The organism is Borrelia hispanica CRI (genome assembly GCF_000500065.1).
GTDB classification, from domain to species: domain Bacteria; phylum Spirochaetota; class Spirochaetia; order Borreliales; family Borreliaceae; genus Borrelia; species Borrelia hispanica.
This window is the reverse complement of sequence record NZ_AYOU01000121.1, coordinates 168856-184735: the sequence shown is the minus strand read 5'-3', so window position 1 is coordinate 184735 and position 15880 is coordinate 168856. Positions and strand designations below refer to the sequence as shown.

Below are 15880 nucleotides of genomic sequence, written 5' to 3'. Positions count from 1 at the left end.
TTAAGGATAACAGGAACAAATTAAAAATTGATCCTGCTATCATAATTAAATTTATCATTTCTCAGTACGTACCCCAGATTTATCATTAATACTTTTTTCACCTTTTTCAAATAAATTTTGAAAAGATTCATCTGGCATTGATATACTCTCTCTAACCTTTAAAACTTTCTTCAGAGCTTCCTGGGACTTCAATTTTCTAAGTGACTCAACTCCACGTGTCTCATAAATTTTAAATATAGATTCATTATCAACATCAGAATCTAAAGAAACACTTAATTTATCATAAATAACCCTTAAATCTTTGATATAAAAAATCAGATTTTGTTCTCTTGAACTATGAAATTTTGAAACCCTAAATGCCTTAAACCTCATTTTGCTTGAAGGAAGAGGATAATTGGGAACACTATTATCAACTGTTCGAGAACTTATCCCCGGAAGGTAAGTAGGATTTGCCCACACTAAATCTGCCCAACCCTTAAATTTTAACGAACCTAAAGGATAAACATATTCCATACCACTCATATCTTCAAATAAAACTTCAAGATCAACATCATGTCCCAAACTGTAAACTGTAACCTTGACTTCTTTTATAATTCTAACATTATCAATAAGACCTCTGCCTACAAATTGATTACCATCTGCTCCAGCATAAAACGGAATTTTAAATGGGGGCAATACCATTGCAGAAGACTGAATATAACTTGGAAATAACACTCTAACTCCCAAAATTGTCTCTCCTGCATATTTTTTAGAATCACTCTTAACAACAGCCGGCACAACAATAGAATTTTTTACATATGCTTGCATTCTAGCTGAAGGTGTTAAAAGGACACTCCAATTATTTATTCCAAGATTTAATACCATATCTTCTGGCTTCATAATGCTTGAAGCTCCAGAATATACACGATCAATATAATCTGAAAGATCAAGTTCAGTAGAACTTGGATCTTTTGCAAGTTCTGCAAAATCAAGAACCAATTCACCAGGTTCACCATCAGAAGAACCATCACCTGACGATGTTCGAGATGCTTCTTGCCCAAAAACAGGAACCAAGAAAATAATAAAAAATAAAACAAAAACAATTTTCTTCATTTTATCCATAAAATTAACTCCTCTTATAAAATAATTTAATTTTTTATTTGTCAATTTTTTGATATATCCAATAATACTTAAAAACATCTTAAACATTCAAAATATACCCCTCAATGAAAATAAAAATTTCTTTAACATCTCTAGGATAGTTAAAATTAATTGTTTCTTTTAAAGATTTAACAAACAAACTTACCCTCAATTCCTCAGAATCCTTATAACCACCATTTTCAAAAGAATCATAAAACTCTTTGGAAAGATTTATAAAATATACATCATTACTCATAAAAGAATATAAAAGCTTTACATTCCTAGTTCCAAATTGCAAATAAAAACCTTTACTATTACCCAATAAAAAATCTTTAACTAACAAATCCAAATTTTCTTTAAGAGTTTTTTTCTCTTTTAAATAACGTAAATCAGAAATTAATTCATGCTCAGAATAGAAATAAAATACTTTTCTAAAGAAAAGATTATCATAATTAAAAAATATCATATATGAAGAAAACAAAAAACTTAATAATAAAAGAATAATAAATATCTCAAGTAAATATTTCGAGCAATTACGACCAAGAAAATCATAATAAACACAAATATTTTTCATAAACATATTAAAACCACTATTTCTCATAAAATTCAATAAACTTAATTAAAGACTCAAGTACTAAAATATTGATTTTGATCATATAATTGTAATCCAAAATTAAAATCGCATCATCAATATTCGATAAAAACCCAATTTCAATTAATACAGCGGGCATACTACTATTTTTAATCACAAACCACTGCTCTTCCCTAATTGTTCTAATTTTAGTCTCGTATAAAACATCACTAAAAGTTTCATATAAAATTTCCGCTAATTTTTTTGATTCATATTTATACTTAATATCTAGTATATCATTAAGCTCCCTTAAGTATCTATTACCTCTAATATCATATCCTTTCAAATTTCTTATAACCTCTCTTTTTGAATTTTGAGGAAGATACCAAAATTCAACTCCTCTAGCATCAGGATTTGGGGCATTATTTGCATGTATCGACAAAAATATAACATTATTGGGAAAATCTGGTTTAATTGCATTTGCAAATTCGGCTCTATCTTGCAATGACACAAAAATATCATCCACACGCGTTAATAAAATATTTCTATCTAAAAAATAATTACTAAGGATTTTATATAAATGCATAGAATAAGTCAAAGTAAAATCTTTTTCAAAAAGAGTAATATCATGTTCTCTTAATTTATGTGTTACAACAGCTCCCCTATCATGACCACCATGCCCAGGATCAATAACAATTGATGTTATTCGTGGTTTATTATAACTTTGCAAAGATCGAAAATAATTTTCAATCTGCATCAAAGCTTTCTTAGTTATTAAAATTTCCCCATCTCTTAAAAGGATAGGATCTACATAAATATAATAACCAATAGATGATAACCCATATTCAAAACCCACTTTAAGCTTAAGATGGCCTTTCTCATGCTCAATTGTAAGAATATCTCTCTCAATATTAAAATTGAACTTAAAAAAGTTGCTATCAAATGAATCAAGAATATTGACATAATCAAATTCATCTGCATGCACAAATAAAAAAACAAAGATTAAATTAATCAATAATATTATTTTCCCAAAGTTCAATTGCACTCTTTAAATCACCTTTAAACCTTAAGCTATTTTTGATGGTTTCATATTTAATTTCTTTAAATTCTCTGCCAAACCTAAAAGGATTAACACCATATCTTAAGCATAATCTTATAAATCGTAAAAATGAAAATTTTACTCCATTTCCAATAAAAATAGGAACATAATTTTTAAGTAAAAATATCAAAAAACTTTTATTTTTAGTTAAATCTTCTGGAACATTTAAAACTGTATATTGTATACGTAATTTTCTATAAATATGAATACTCTCTCCAAAATAAATAGCTCTAAGTCCAAAATCTAATCTTTGAAAATATTCGTTTTTGATCCTTTTATCAAAACCTCCTAACTGAATAAACTTCTCCTTAGAATAAAGACCACAATAATCCATAGTAATTAAAGTTTTCTCATAATCCCGTTCAGAATTTATTAAAATTACTTTTAATCTTTGATATTTATCAATAGTGGGCAGAAAAATTGATGGAACAACTTCTTCTTCTTTATCAAAAAATTCACCACCAACAAGAAGTACATTTTTTTTAACAATTTCATCAAATATATTAGGAATCCAAAAAGGATTTAACAAATACATATCACTTTGCAATACAAAAACAAAACTACAAATGGACTCTTTCATAGCTAAATTAACTTTCTCTCCAGAATTTAAATCTCCAGAAAGTAAAATAAACTTCAATTTATCATAATTCTCTGAAATAAACTGAAGAGAAGTCCTATTACTTTGTTTTTCAATAGAAATAATTTCTCTAATGAAGTCAAAATTAGAAAGGAATTCAAATAAATCCTCCCTAAAAATTTTTGTGCCTCTATTTAAAATGACAAAAGATATTCCAAAAGTTGACTTTTGTACATAACTATTTTTAGACTGAATAACTGTATAAGAATAATCATTACTCCTAAAATACATATAACTTACTTCAAAAATCCTTATAATTAAACTATAATAAATTACATGGTAAGCAATAACATGTTAAAAACAAGTATTTTAAACATTGAACAATTAAAATATAGCATAGTTATTGCTGTTTTAACACTAATAACATTCATAAGTTGTAAAGATAAAAACGTAACTTATGACAAGAGAATTAAAAAAATACTTGATAATAATAAATTAGAATATAGAATAGACAAAGAAAATGATTTCATCATATCACAAACCATTAACAATGCAAACATAGAAATAATAGTCAGGTCAAAACTAAATTCATATCAAAATTCAAAAATAAGAGAAATATTTGGAATCGTAGAAACATTTGACGTTAATTCGGATAAAATTCAAGAAATATCAGAATCTTTAATGAGCGACAGTTACAACAATCGCGTCTTAGGATCATGGGAAATAATCCATGATCCAGAAAGAGGCAATAATTCTTTAGTATACATCGTTAAAGCTGAAGAAAATGCAAAAGAAATATTCTTACTTGATGCCTTTGAAGAAATAGCAGCAACAATATCTATCTTTAAAAAAGTAATAAGAGAAGATAAAACAAACGTCAATATTAAAGATCAATCTCATGAAACCTTCAATAAAATTCCTAATGACACATTACAAAATGAAGACAAAATCAACGATCATGAGGAAGAAGAACTTCAAAAAATAAAAGCTGAATAATTTACTCTACATTTAAAGAATTAACATCAAAATTAAATTTGACCCTATCACCCACTTTAATTTTAAATTTAGAAAAAGTACCCTCTGGAACCTCAAGAGCATATTTCACCTTATATTTAGAATTGACACTCACTTCTGAGAAAGGAATTAAACTATAAATCTCTTTAATAATACCTGCAGCATTAATATAAGCAATTTCAAGTGGTATAGAAGTATCCCTCATCCAAAAAGATAAATTTTTTTCCTTATTAAAAATAAAAAGCATGCCATTATTTATATCGATATGTCTAGTTCCCATATAACCTTTAGCTCTAGTAACCTCATCAATTGCAAGCGTAACAAAAAACTTAGTATCATTAATAATGATTTCTTTATCATATATATGCCTAACACAAGAGACACAACAAATTAATGCAAACAAAATTTTCAGGTTCAATTTTCTCCATTAATATAAGACTTTAATGTCATTCTTAAGATATTATCATTTAACACAATAATTGAATCACCAATATCCCAAACATAATTAAAAGGAGTTACAACAGTAGCATCACCAAATTTTTCTTTAACACTCAAAACAATAGAATATTGAGAAACCAATTTCTTATCAAAAACAAAAGTATATGAATAAAGATTATACTTATCAAAACTAAAGTAAGCATTTTTTACACAAATTTTACCTCTAAAACTTAAAATTTGTGTATTAACAGAAGCTATTTCAACTTCTTCAATATCATAATAAAAAATAGAATTACGTTTCATATTATCTTCAACAGTCTTAACATTATCTCCTAACTTAAAAGATAAGAAAATAGAAAATAAATAAAAAACCGTAATTCCCATATAGATTCATCCTTAGAAAAAAAGAATATAAACAAAAAGCAAAATTATCAAAAAATTAGCAAACAAATAAAGCATAACATTAACATAAAATCCAAAATAAAATCTTTTCCTTAAAAAGCTATCACCATTCCAAAGTCTTTTAAATCCTCTTTTCATAGAGCGTTTTTTTAACTGTTTTTCAAAAGGACTATAATTACATCTTGGACAACCATTCTCAAATGCAGAAATAATACCTACATATCCACAACTTGGACATTCAAGATCGCCTAACTTAGAATGACAATTCAAACATATTGCCTTATCAAGTTCAACTCTCTCACCACATCTCTCACAAAAAACCTCAAAATTGACTTTTCTCAAACCTTAATCCTTGTAACACAATATTTAAAGATAGTATACATTAATTACCATATAAAATATATTAATAATATTAATACATTGTAATAGGAAATTAAAATGAAATCAGGATTTGTATCAATCATAGGTAGACCTTCAACAGGAAAATCTACACTTTTAAATTCAATATGTGGATATCAAATATCAATCACTTCTTCCAAACCACAAACAACTAGAAATAAAATAAAAGGAATATTTACAGACAAAAGAGGACAAATCATTTTTATAGACACACCAGGATTCCATTTAAGCAAAAAAAATTTCAATATAGCATTAATGAATAACGTATACTCTGCAATCACAGAAACAGAATTAATTATCTATGTCATAGACATTCAAGATCAACCTGGAATTGAAGAAAATGAAATATTAACAATCATACAAAAATCCAAAATTAATTTTATAGTGGTCATAAATAAAATTGATATTCACAAAACAAAAGAAAAAGAAATAATGACATTTTTAGAAGAAAAAAAAATACAAAAAAACAAAATTATAAAAATCTCCGCAGAGAAGCAAATAAATATTGAGACAATGAAAGATAAAATTTATGAAAATCTTAATGAAGGACCTCTTTATTATCCAGAAGAATATTATACAGATCAAAAAATAAATCTACGAATTAGTGAAATAATTAGAGGAGTAACTATTAAAAAACTTAAAGAAGAATTACCATATTCTATATACACAGAAATCGAGATCTTAGAAGATAGAGAAAACAAATTTTTTATTAAAGCAAATATTATTGTAGCTGGAGAGAGTCAAAAGGGAATAATAGTTGGCAAAGGAGGAAAAGGAATTAAATCTATTGGTGAAGAATCTAGAAAAATAATATCAAAAATACTTGAAAAAAAATGCAACTTATTCTTACAAGTAAAATTAAGAAAAAATTGGAATAAAAACACTAAATTAATTAAAAATTTGATAAACTAATATGATAACATTTTTCAACACTTCTTAATATTGAAATAACAAAAATAGCATGATAAAATTAAATTTTAATAGAGGAAATATTATGAAAACAGCACACTGGGCAGATTTTTATGCAAAAAAAATAATAACAGAAAAAGGTGAAAAAAAACAATACACAGTTTCATCAGGAATTACTCCATCAGGAACCGTTCACATTGGCAATTTTAGAGAAGTAATTTCTGTTGACCTAGTAGCAAGAGCACTACAAGACCAGGGAAAACAAGTAAGATTTATTTATTCATGGGATAACTATGATGTATTTAGAAAAGTACCTAAAAACATGCCTGATCAAGAATTATTAACAACATATTTAAGGCAAGCAATAACAAGAGTTCCTGACACAAAAACTAATAAATCCAGTTATGCAAGAGCAAATGAAATAGAATTTGAACAACATTTACCTACTGTAGGCATTGAACCAGAATTTATAGATCAAAGCTTAAAATATATGTCAAGTGATTATGCAAATCAAATGAAATTTGCACTAGACCATAAAGATGAAATCGCAACAATACTCAACAAATACAGAACAACACAACTTGCAGACGATTGGTATCCTATTAGTATTTTTTGTACCAAATGTAACAGAGATACTACAACAATAAAAAATTATAATCATTGCTATTCTATTGAATACTATTGCGAATGTGGAAACAAAGAATCACTAGACCTAAGAAAAACATGGGCTTGCAAACTTCCATGGAGAATAGATTGGCCAATGCGATGGAAATATGAAAATGTTGATTTTGAACCTGCTGGCAAAGATCACCACAGCAGTGGAGGAAGTTTTGACACAGCAAAAGAAATAGTAAAAATTTTTGGAGGAACTCCTCCCATAACATTTCAATACGATTTTATATCCATTAAAGGACATGGTGGAAAAATATCCTCATCATCTGGAGATGTTGTTTCATTGAAAGATGTCCTTGAAATATATACACCTGAAGTTACAAGATTTTTATTTGCATCAACAAAACCCAATACAGAGTTTTCAATATCATTTGACCTTGATGTAATAAAAATTTATGAAGATTACGATAAATTTGAAAGGGTGTATTATGGAATTGATGAAATTCAAGAAAAGAAAAAAGAAACTTTCAAAAGAATTTATGAACTCTCACAACCAAAAGCACCAGACAAAGAAATTCCTTATCAAATTGGATTTAGACATTTAAGTGTAATATGTCAAATTTTTGAAGGAGACAAAGATAAAATCTTTACACTTTTAAATAATATAAAAGAACATCAAAAAACAAAACTAATAAATAAAATTGAATGTGCCATCAACTGGATTAAAAAATTCGCACCTGAAGATTTTAAATTTTCACTAAGATCAACATTTGATAACATTGAAGTACTTCAAGATAACAATAAACAAGCAGTAACACAATTACTAAACTTCTTAAAAAAAAATTTTAATAATATTACTGAAAAAGAAATTCAAGATGAAATTTATAATATTGCAAGAAAAAACAATATTGAACCACCATTATTCTTTAAACAACTCTACAACATATTAATTACTAAGGACAAAGGCCCAAAATTAGCAGGATTTATTAAAACAATTGGTATTGAAAAATTTGAAGAAATTGTAAAACATTACATTTAATTTTAATAAAAAAATATTTGAAATTTATCTTAAGAAGAGATCATGTTTAGTAATAATCTCTTCTTGTTAACGTTTGCTCTGTTTTTATCTACCTATTTTTTTACCTTGATTAGCAACAGATTCCATAGCTGCCCTAATTTTATCCTCATCACCTAAATAATAATGTTTAACGGGTTTTAAATCTTTATCAAGCTCATAAACTAAAGGAATACCCGTTGGAATATTGAGCTTTAAAATATCCTCCTCACTCATACTATCAAGATATTTAACAAGTGCTCTTAAAGAATTACCATGAGCAGCAACAATAACTCTTTTTCCTTCAATAATAGATTTAGCAATTTTATCTGTCCAATATGGTATAACTCTTGCAACAGTATCTTTTAAACATTCGGTTGAAGGAAGTTCACTTTTAGGAATATTTTTATATCTTGAATCATGAATTGGATGACGCTTATCAGACTCATCCAAAGGCATAGGAGGAACATCATAACTACGTCTCCAAATGAGAACCTTATCTTCTCCATACTTTTCAGCCGTTTCAGCCTTATTTAATCCTTGCAATGCCCCATAATGTCTCTCATTAAGTCGCCAAGATTTTTCTACATCAATATACGACTGACCCAATTTACATAAAATAATATTTAAAGTATCATTAGCTCTTACTAACATTGAGCTAAAAGCAATATCAAAAGAATAGCCTTCCTCTTTCAGTATTCTACCACCCTCTAAAGCTTCAGAAACACCCTTCTCAGAAAGTTTAACATCAGTCCATCCTGTAAAAAGATTTTCTTTATTCCATTCACTCTCACCATGCCTCACTAAAACTAACTTATACATAAAATCTCCTAAGAAATATTTTGATTACCTCAATAACATTTTATCAATTAAATTAACACAAAATCTAATTAATGTTAATACTCAAACATTCCTTAAACACAATAAATTATCAAACTATTTTACTCAAAATAAAACACTGTTATTTACTGAATTATTAATGATATAATTTACCTTAAAGTTCATATTTGACATTTAGTAACTAAAAGGATTATTAAAAATGGAAAAACAAAAAGAATTGATCTCGAAATATGCAATTGATAATTATGTAACAAGCAACATGTTCATCGGAATTGGAACAGGAACAACTGTTTTTTACGCAATTAAATATTTAAGTTACAAAATAAAATCGGGTGCTTTAAAAAATCTCACATTTTATCCAACAAGTAGTGACACAAAATGTTTACTTGCAAAAGAAAATATTGCTTACGAATCTAAATTCACAAAACTTAACAAAAATATAGATATTACAATTGACGGAGCTGACGAGGTTCTATTAGATAAAAAAGCCTTAATTAAAGGTGGTGGTGCAGCTCACTTAATGGAAAAGGTAGTAGCATATAATTCTCATCAGTTATTGATCATTGCAGATGAAACTAAAATAGTAAAAAAATTAGGAGAAAAAACACTAATACCAATAGAAATTGCCCCAAATTCCCTTGCATTTATTAAAGCCAAATTAGAAAAAATGAACTTTAATCCTGTTCTAAGAACATGTAAATCTAAAGCAGGACCACTAATTACTGACAATAATAATTATATCTTAGACATAAAAATGAATATTGAAAATCCTAAAGGAACTGAAAAATATTTTAAATTACTCCCTGGAATACTTGAAATTGGTATTTTTAATCATCAAAATACTAAAATCATATACTATCAAAATGGACAAATTAAAGAAACTTAAAGCTCACTTTAAAAGAATTAACAATTAAATATTCTTCTATCAATCGCAAATAAAAATTCAATTTAAACCTCTCACATTGCTCCAAATAAAGAATATCATTACTCAAAATAACTGATTTATTTAAACTTAAAAGGTAATCAATAAATTTATAAAAATCCTCCTGATGATATATAAATCTACGTTTCAAAATAGATATATCAAGACCTCGCTTGGTACCAAGATTTGTAATGAAATGATAAATAAAAAAATCTAAATCACTTAAATTTTCAAAAGTAGCAGAAGATTCTATACCATACAAAAAATTATCATCCTTCCTAATTACAGCCCTAAGACCATTATTCTCAGAAACAAAAAGCAAACTAACAGCTTGTAAGCCAAGGCCTAAATATGGACTGAGTTCCCAATATCGCAAATTATGTTTACTCTCATATCCTTTTAAGGCAAAATTTGAAATTTCATAATTTAAATAACCATTAGACTCCAAAAAATCAAAAGCATAAAACCATAAATCTTCACCCCTAATATCATCATAATTACTATAAGCATCACTAATAGAATCAACAATACAATTACTCTTATCAATCAAAATTTCTGAAAGAGAAATATGTTCAGGAGCATATGATATTATTTTTACTAAATCACTCTTAAGATTTGTTTTGTTGTGATACAAAATATTAATATCAAAATCAATATTCAAATCAAAATTAAATTGATGAATATTTTCAATAGCAGCATTAACTTTATCAATAGATACTCCAAAAATACCTATCTTTTCTAAGAATTTTGAAGAAAAACTTTTGACGTCAAGACTAATTCTACTGACAAAAAAATTATCTAGAACTGTTAAAACAGACGTTGTAATATTTCCAGAATGCAATTCAAAAGTAAATTCATCCAAATCAACAAAATTCAACTTTTCAGACAAAGATGTTAAAAAAGATTCTAATTCAAAAACATCAACCAATCTTAAATCATTATATTTAATATAAAGAGTCTTAACTTTTGGAAATCCCAAAACTTCTAAATAATAAGACAACTCACGAAGTACTTTTTCATAAAAAATATAACTAAAACACTTACCAAAATCAATATAAATACTTATCTCTTTCAAAGACAAAAAATTCAATACTATATAAATAACCTTTAAAAAATTTAAGTTTAATTATAATATATATATAATCATAGCATTAAGTATAATGAATTTAACTAACTGCAATATAAAATAGGAAATAAAAACAAGAGGTTTAAATGTCTAAAGATTACTACAACATACTTGGAGTAAATAAAAACGCTACAACAGAAGAAATAAAAAAAGCCTACAAAAAATTAGCAATTAAATATCACCCTGATAAAAATAAAGAAAACAAATTTGCAGAAGAAAAATTTAAAGAAATAAATGAAGCTTACGAAGTTTTATCATCTCCTCAAAAAAAATCCAATTATGACAATTTTGGAAATGCAGATTTTCACAATAACTTTAATACAGACTCATTTACTAAAGGATTTAAGAATTCTGGGTTTCAACACTTTGACAATTTTGATTTGTTTTCTGATATTTTTGGAGAATTTACAAAAGGAAAAATTCAAGATAAAGAGATAACTATTAAAATTTCTTTATATGATGCTTATATGGGAAGCAAAAAATTTATATTAATAAATAATGAAAAAATCGAAATTAATATACCAAAAGGCACAATTGATACAACCAAATTAAAATTCAATGGCAAGGGAAATATCAATCCAATTTCCGGCAAAAGAAGTAACTTAATTATTAAATTTGAAATATCAAGTTATAAAAACTTTACACTAAAGGAACGAAATTTAGAAACACAAATTAACGTATATCCATGGGAAATAGCTTTAGGCAGTGAAAAAATCTTTGAGACAATCGAGGGTAAAAAAATAAAAATAAAAATTCCAAAAAACACAAAAAATGGAGAAATACTTAACTTAAAAGGTCTTGGAATGCCTGCTCTTGGAAATGCCATTAAAGGAGATCTTAAGGTTAAATTAATAGTAGATGTACCACCAATTATTAATGATGAAGTTAAAATAATATATGAAAAGCTAAAAGAAATATATAATAAAAAATTTTAAACAAATAATTGTTCAAAATTTTTTAAACTTTTCTCCCAATCAAGCTTTAGGCTATTAAGTTTATCTATTTTAAGTTCATATTCCTTAATACCTTCTTCAAGATTACTAAAACTTTTATTAATATCAACTGTGAACTGAATAACATCACCTTGACGAGGTGAAAGGCTAAAGAAAGTAAATTTCCAAGCTCCAGAATTTATAGTAGATATTATTCTTTTTTGAAAAACATAATCTGATATCAAAACAAGTTTTTGAAATTCCTTTCTACGTAAATAGATAAGTTCATTCCATTCATTAAAAATGGCATCAGGTAACTCATCCAAGCCAATCTCAATGATGTTACTTATTGACAAGAGCATATTAAGAACCTCTAATAAATTTAAATAATAGCTTTCAAAACAATTAATAATAATATCCAACAAAGAAATTTTAACAAGCAATTTAGATATATCAAGACTATGCTCTTTCATAATTTTTGATATTCTTTCTTTTGCATACTCCATAACAAATTTTTTATGCGTATCTTTAATATATTCACTTACTTTGACCTGCTCTACCTTTTCACAATACTCATCAATTTCTTTATTAATTAAATCTAAACTACTATTATTAGCTTCATTAACAAAAAAATCAATTGAATGTTCAAGTCTCTCTAAAAATTCTTCTTTAATAAAATAAGTTGCAATCTTAATACAAGAATATGGTGTTTTATTATGTCTATCAAATTCTTCAATCTTCTTTTTAAGATCCACCTTAAAATTTAAATATCTAAGCCTATCTAAAAATTTATCAAAAGTATCCTCATCATCCAAAAGGACATCACATTCAAAATCTAAAAATTCTGATTCTGGATAATATTTTTTGATTAAATTTTTAATGTCATTCAAAGTATCACAAAATATTGTCTTATTAACACTTAAATTATCATTTTCTTTTGAAGAAATGTAGGTAATATTTGTGATATCTTTACGAATTTTATCTAAAAAAACAATTTTATTTTTAAACAAATTAGCATCATTAATAAGAGTTGATTGTTCTTTGTAAGAATAGTAATTTATTAAACTATATCTAAAAATACTAAAATTGAGATGCTTTTGAAAATCAAAAAACCTATAAAATCCTAATGAACCAAAATCAAAAAACTTCATATCATAATATTATAACAAAATATCTATTTGATTTTTTTATAACAACTTAAAAGAATAGGAGAAGCTACAAAAACCGAAGAAAAAGTACCAACAACAACACCTACCATAAATATCAAAGAAAAATCCTTAATAGCACCTTCAGTAAATATGTATATAGAAAATACAGCAACAAATGTGGTAATAGATGTTAAAATGGTCCTTGATAAAGTTTGATTAATACTTATATTTAAAACATTTAAAAATGAACTGTCTGTCATATTCCTAGAATTTTCTCTAATTCTATCAAAAATAATGATCGTATCATTTAAAGAATACCCAATAATTGTTAATATAGAAACAATTATTGAACTATTTATTTCTATTCTAAATAAACCTAAAAAAGCAATCACAAAAAGTATATCATGCATAGTTGCAAATATTGATGATACAGCATAACTTAACCTAAATCGTAACGCTACATAAACTAAAATAAGGGCAAATGTTAAACAAACCAACAAAACAGACTTTGTCCTTAAAACAGATGAAAATCTTGAATCAATAAAATAAGAATCAAGAATTTCAACATTAGCATCAAACTCAGTACCTAGTTTATCTAGCAAAATACTATGAATTTCTTTTTTCAAAGAATAATCAGTAACCTCTGACTTTATTATAATATCAAAATGACTCTTAAAGTCATTTGCAATAATTTCATTAACATCAAATGTTTTATAAAATGGAGAGAGCACTCTTTTTATATCAGAATCCTTAATACCTGCTTTATCTATCACAAAATTAATATTTACACCCGAAGAAAAATCTACTCCCCAATTATAACCACCATGATACATAAAGGTGTAAATAAAACCTAAAAAAATCATACAAAAACTAGCTATAATAGCTTTATTTCCATATTTTAAAAAATTAAACACCTTTTGCATAATTTGAACTCCAAGAAATACTTACACATTTGTTTCTATTAAAAGATATAATCAATTCCAAAATAAACCTTGAAAAGACTAAACTACTAAAAAGTGATGCCACAATCCCTATAGACAAAGACCAAGCAAAACCTTGAATAGTCCCTGTTCCAAGAAGAGTTAAGAAAAGCACAGCTATAAATGTTGTAACATTTGAATCCATTATTGCCCAAAAGGCTTTTTTAAATCCATCTTCAAATGCTCTTTCAAATTTTCTACCATTTCTAATCTCTTCTTTAATTCTCTCATAAATAATTATATTAATATCAACAGCCATACCCATTGTTAACACCAAACCTGCAATACTTGTAAGAGTTAAAGTAAAATTAAACGCAGAAAGAATTGCCAATATTAAAAATAAATTATAAATAACTAATGAAAATCCTGCAACAAAACCACTTGTTTTATAATATACAAACATAAATAAAAAGACCAACACAAGAGCAAGAAGCGAAGCCTTTATGCCAAGTTCAATTGTTTTTTCTCCAATAGTAGGACCAATAATCCTTAAATCATCTATTTTTATCTCAACAGGAAAAGCTGCTGTTTTAAAAACAAATGCAAGCTCCTGTGCTTCCTTTTTATCAAAAGAATCTCCTTGAATTGATACATTTCCACCAGCAATAGCATGATTAATATTGGCTACTGACTTAATTTTACCTTCCATAACTACAGCTAAAGTTTTTCCAACATTTTTTTGAGTAAAAGCAAAAAACTTCTCACTACCCTCATTATCCAAATTAAATGTAACCATATCCTTTCCCGTTTTAGGATCACTTAAAATTCCAGCATCTTGAATATGAGATCCATCAAAAGAATTGTCAATACCAAAATCAACAACATAATAACGAACTCTAGCCTCATCATCAACTCCATAAGCATCCTTTATATACCAGGGAAAAATTTTTTTACTATCATCAAGCTTCATGCTATTTTTAATATCATGTATAGAATAAAGGGGACCGGCTTCTAATATCTTAGAATTAAGAACAGAAGTGGCATCACTATCAACAACATAAAAAATCAAATTTCCTTTACCACCCAAAAGAGAATCAACACGCTTCTCATCTTTCTCTCCTGGAATATCTAAAAAAATTCTATTTCCACCTACTTCTCTTGTAATTTTAGGTTCTGTAAGTCCAAAAGTATCTACTCTTTCCTTAAGTATTTGCATCGTACGACCAATAGCTTCTTCCTTTTCTAGAACACTTAAAGTTCTTCCTAATCTTTGTTCAAGTTCTAAATAATCAAGAGAAATAGTAACACTTACTCCTCCAGATAAATCAAGTCCCAATTGTATTATTTTGCTTTTATTTCGCTTGATATCTTCATAATATCTATAAATTTCAAGACTAAGTTCTTCAATATCAGAATCAGTTAAAAAACCACCCCTTAATGCTTCTATATCATGAAACGATTTGGGAAATTCTCTTCCATAAGTCTTATAATTATTTTTTGCAACTGGAATTAAATACTTCAAATCATCTGGAATTTGATCCTTAGGATTTCTTCGATACAATTCCTTAAGTTTAACAAGAGAACTTAAAGCTTGCGATTTAGAATAATCTCTTAAAGCCTCTTTTGAATATGAACTAATTTGTTTATCCTTCTCTTTAGTAAAAAAATACCACTTTAGAGTAGGAAATATTAAAAAATAAGCAAAAGAAGTTACAAACAGTATTAATATCAATTTAGAGACTTTATTCATAAATAATACCCTTATCCTTATTATGTCAAGTTAAAATTAAATTATTAT

The 15880-nt window shown here is 26.6% G+C and carries 17 protein-coding genes; 5 read left to right on the top strand and 12 right to left on the bottom strand.

Features of this window, described 5'->3' with window-relative positions; genetic code table 11:
• Window positions 1–54: 54 nt before the first annotated feature.
• From U880_RS0104390 to U880_RS0104375, 4 genes are all read right to left on the bottom strand, one after another.
• On the bottom strand, window positions 55–1101 hold the full coding sequence (locus U880_RS0104390; RefSeq protein WP_038359282.1) for a flagellar filament outer layer protein FlaA: 1047 nt from the start codon (window positions 1099–1101) through the stop codon (window positions 55–57).
• 79 nt (window positions 1102–1180) lie between these two features.
• Entirely contained in the window at window positions 1181–1720 is a 540-nt protein-coding gene (locus U880_RS0104385; RefSeq protein WP_024654926.1) for a flagellar filament outsheath protein, read from the bottom strand.
• Window positions 1710–2705 carry an N-acetylmuramoyl-L-alanine amidase family protein gene (locus U880_RS0104380; protein WP_024654925.1) on the bottom strand — a complete coding sequence of 332 codons (996 nt, stop codon included), beginning with the start codon at window positions 2703–2705 and terminating at the stop codon, window positions 1710–1712. The genes U880_RS0104385 and U880_RS0104380 overlap by 11 nt, the downstream gene beginning before the upstream one ends.
• Window positions 2698–3657: a glycosyltransferase family protein gene (locus U880_RS0104375; RefSeq protein WP_024654924.1), complete on the bottom strand. Its 960-nt coding sequence runs from the start codon at window positions 3655–3657 to the stop codon at window positions 2698–2700. Before U880_RS0104375 ends, U880_RS0104380 begins: the two co-directional genes overlap by 8 nt.
• A gap of 60 nt (window positions 3658–3717) precedes the next feature.
• On the opposite strand from U880_RS0104375, the gene U880_RS0104370 reads away from it, so the two are divergent.
• Window positions 3718–4362 carry a hypothetical protein gene (locus U880_RS0104370; RefSeq protein WP_024654923.1) on the top strand — a complete coding sequence of 215 codons (645 nt, stop codon included), beginning with the start codon at window positions 3718–3720 and terminating at the stop codon, window positions 4360–4362.
• Between the two features lies 1 nt (window position 4363).
• On the opposite strand, the gene U880_RS0104365 is transcribed toward U880_RS0104370, so the two are convergent.
• From U880_RS0104365 to U880_RS0104355, 3 genes are read right to left on the bottom strand one after another with little or no spacing between them, the layout of a single operon-like run.
• The gene (locus U880_RS0104365; RefSeq protein ID WP_024654922.1) at window positions 4364–4798 is read right to left on the bottom strand and encodes a DUF192 domain-containing protein; all 435 of its coding nucleotides are present in this window, start codon (window positions 4796–4798) and stop codon (window positions 4364–4366) included.
• A complete protein-coding gene (locus U880_RS0104360) occupies window positions 4795–5202 on the bottom strand; it encodes a hypothetical protein (protein WP_024654921.1) in 408 nt (135 codons plus the stop codon). The genes U880_RS0104365 and U880_RS0104360 overlap by 4 nt, the downstream gene beginning before the upstream one ends.
• Window positions 5203–5214: 12 nt before the next feature.
• Complete coding sequence (locus tag U880_RS0104355; protein WP_024654920.1) at window positions 5215–5562, bottom strand: zinc ribbon domain-containing protein; 348 nt, start codon at window positions 5560–5562, stop codon at window positions 5215–5217.
• A gap of 96 nt (window positions 5563–5658) precedes the next feature.
• Here U880_RS0104355 and era point away from each other — a divergent pair, with 96 nt between their 5' ends.
• Both era and lysS read left to right on the top strand, forming a co-directional pair.
• A complete protein-coding gene (gene era / locus U880_RS0104350) occupies window positions 5659–6531 on the top strand; it encodes a GTPase Era (protein ID WP_024654919.1) in 873 nt (290 codons plus the stop codon).
• Window positions 6532–6613: 82 nt separating this feature from the next.
• Window positions 6614–8179 (top strand): lysine--tRNA ligase, encoded by a 1566-nt coding sequence (gene lysS, locus U880_RS0104345; protein WP_024654918.1) that lies wholly within the window; start codon window positions 6614–6616, stop codon window positions 8177–8179.
• Window positions 8180–8263: 84 nt separating this feature from the next.
• On the opposite strand, the gene gpmA is transcribed toward lysS, so the two are convergent.
• Window positions 8264–9016: a 2,3-diphosphoglycerate-dependent phosphoglycerate mutase gene (gpmA, locus tag U880_RS0104340; RefSeq protein ID WP_024654917.1), complete on the bottom strand. Its 753-nt coding sequence runs from the start codon at window positions 9014–9016 to the stop codon at window positions 8264–8266.
• Between the two features lie 217 nt (window positions 9017–9233).
• Here gpmA and rpiA point away from each other — a divergent pair, with 217 nt between their 5' ends.
• Entirely contained in the window at window positions 9234–9920 is a 687-nt protein-coding gene (rpiA, locus tag U880_RS0104335) for a ribose 5-phosphate isomerase A (protein WP_024654916.1), read from the top strand.
• On the opposite strand, the gene psgB is transcribed toward rpiA, so the two are convergent.
• The gene (psgB, locus tag U880_RS0104330; RefSeq protein WP_235048007.1) at window positions 9907–11031 is read right to left on the bottom strand and encodes a HemN-related non-iron pseudo-SAM protein PsgB; all 1125 of its coding nucleotides are present in this window, start codon (window positions 11029–11031) and stop codon (window positions 9907–9909) included. The genes rpiA and psgB overlap by 14 nt on opposite strands.
• 137 nt (window positions 11032–11168) lie before the next feature.
• Here psgB and U880_RS0104325 point away from each other — a divergent pair, with 137 nt between their 5' ends.
• Entirely contained in the window at window positions 11169–12017 is an 849-nt protein-coding gene (locus U880_RS0104325) for a DnaJ C-terminal domain-containing protein (RefSeq protein ID WP_024654914.1), read from the top strand.
• Here the strand turns inward: U880_RS0104325 and U880_RS0104320 are convergent.
• The 3 genes from U880_RS0104320 to secD are packed head-to-tail and all read right to left on the bottom strand — an operon-like array spanning window position 12014 to window position 15832.
• Window positions 12014–13165, bottom strand: coding sequence for a hypothetical protein (locus U880_RS0104320; RefSeq protein ID WP_024654913.1), 1152 nt, complete (start codon window positions 13163–13165; stop codon window positions 12014–12016). The two genes, U880_RS0104325 and U880_RS0104320, sit on opposite strands and share 4 nt — an antisense overlap.
• A 23-nt stretch (window positions 13166–13188) precedes the next feature.
• Entirely contained in the window at window positions 13189–14085 is an 897-nt protein-coding gene (gene secF, locus U880_RS0104315) for a protein translocase subunit SecF (protein ID WP_024654912.1), read from the bottom strand.
• Entirely contained in the window at window positions 14069–15832 is a 1764-nt protein-coding gene (gene secD, locus U880_RS0104310; RefSeq protein WP_024654911.1) for a protein translocase subunit SecD, read from the bottom strand. The genes secF and secD overlap by 17 nt, the downstream gene beginning before the upstream one ends.
• Window positions 15833–15880 lie beyond the last annotated feature (48 nt).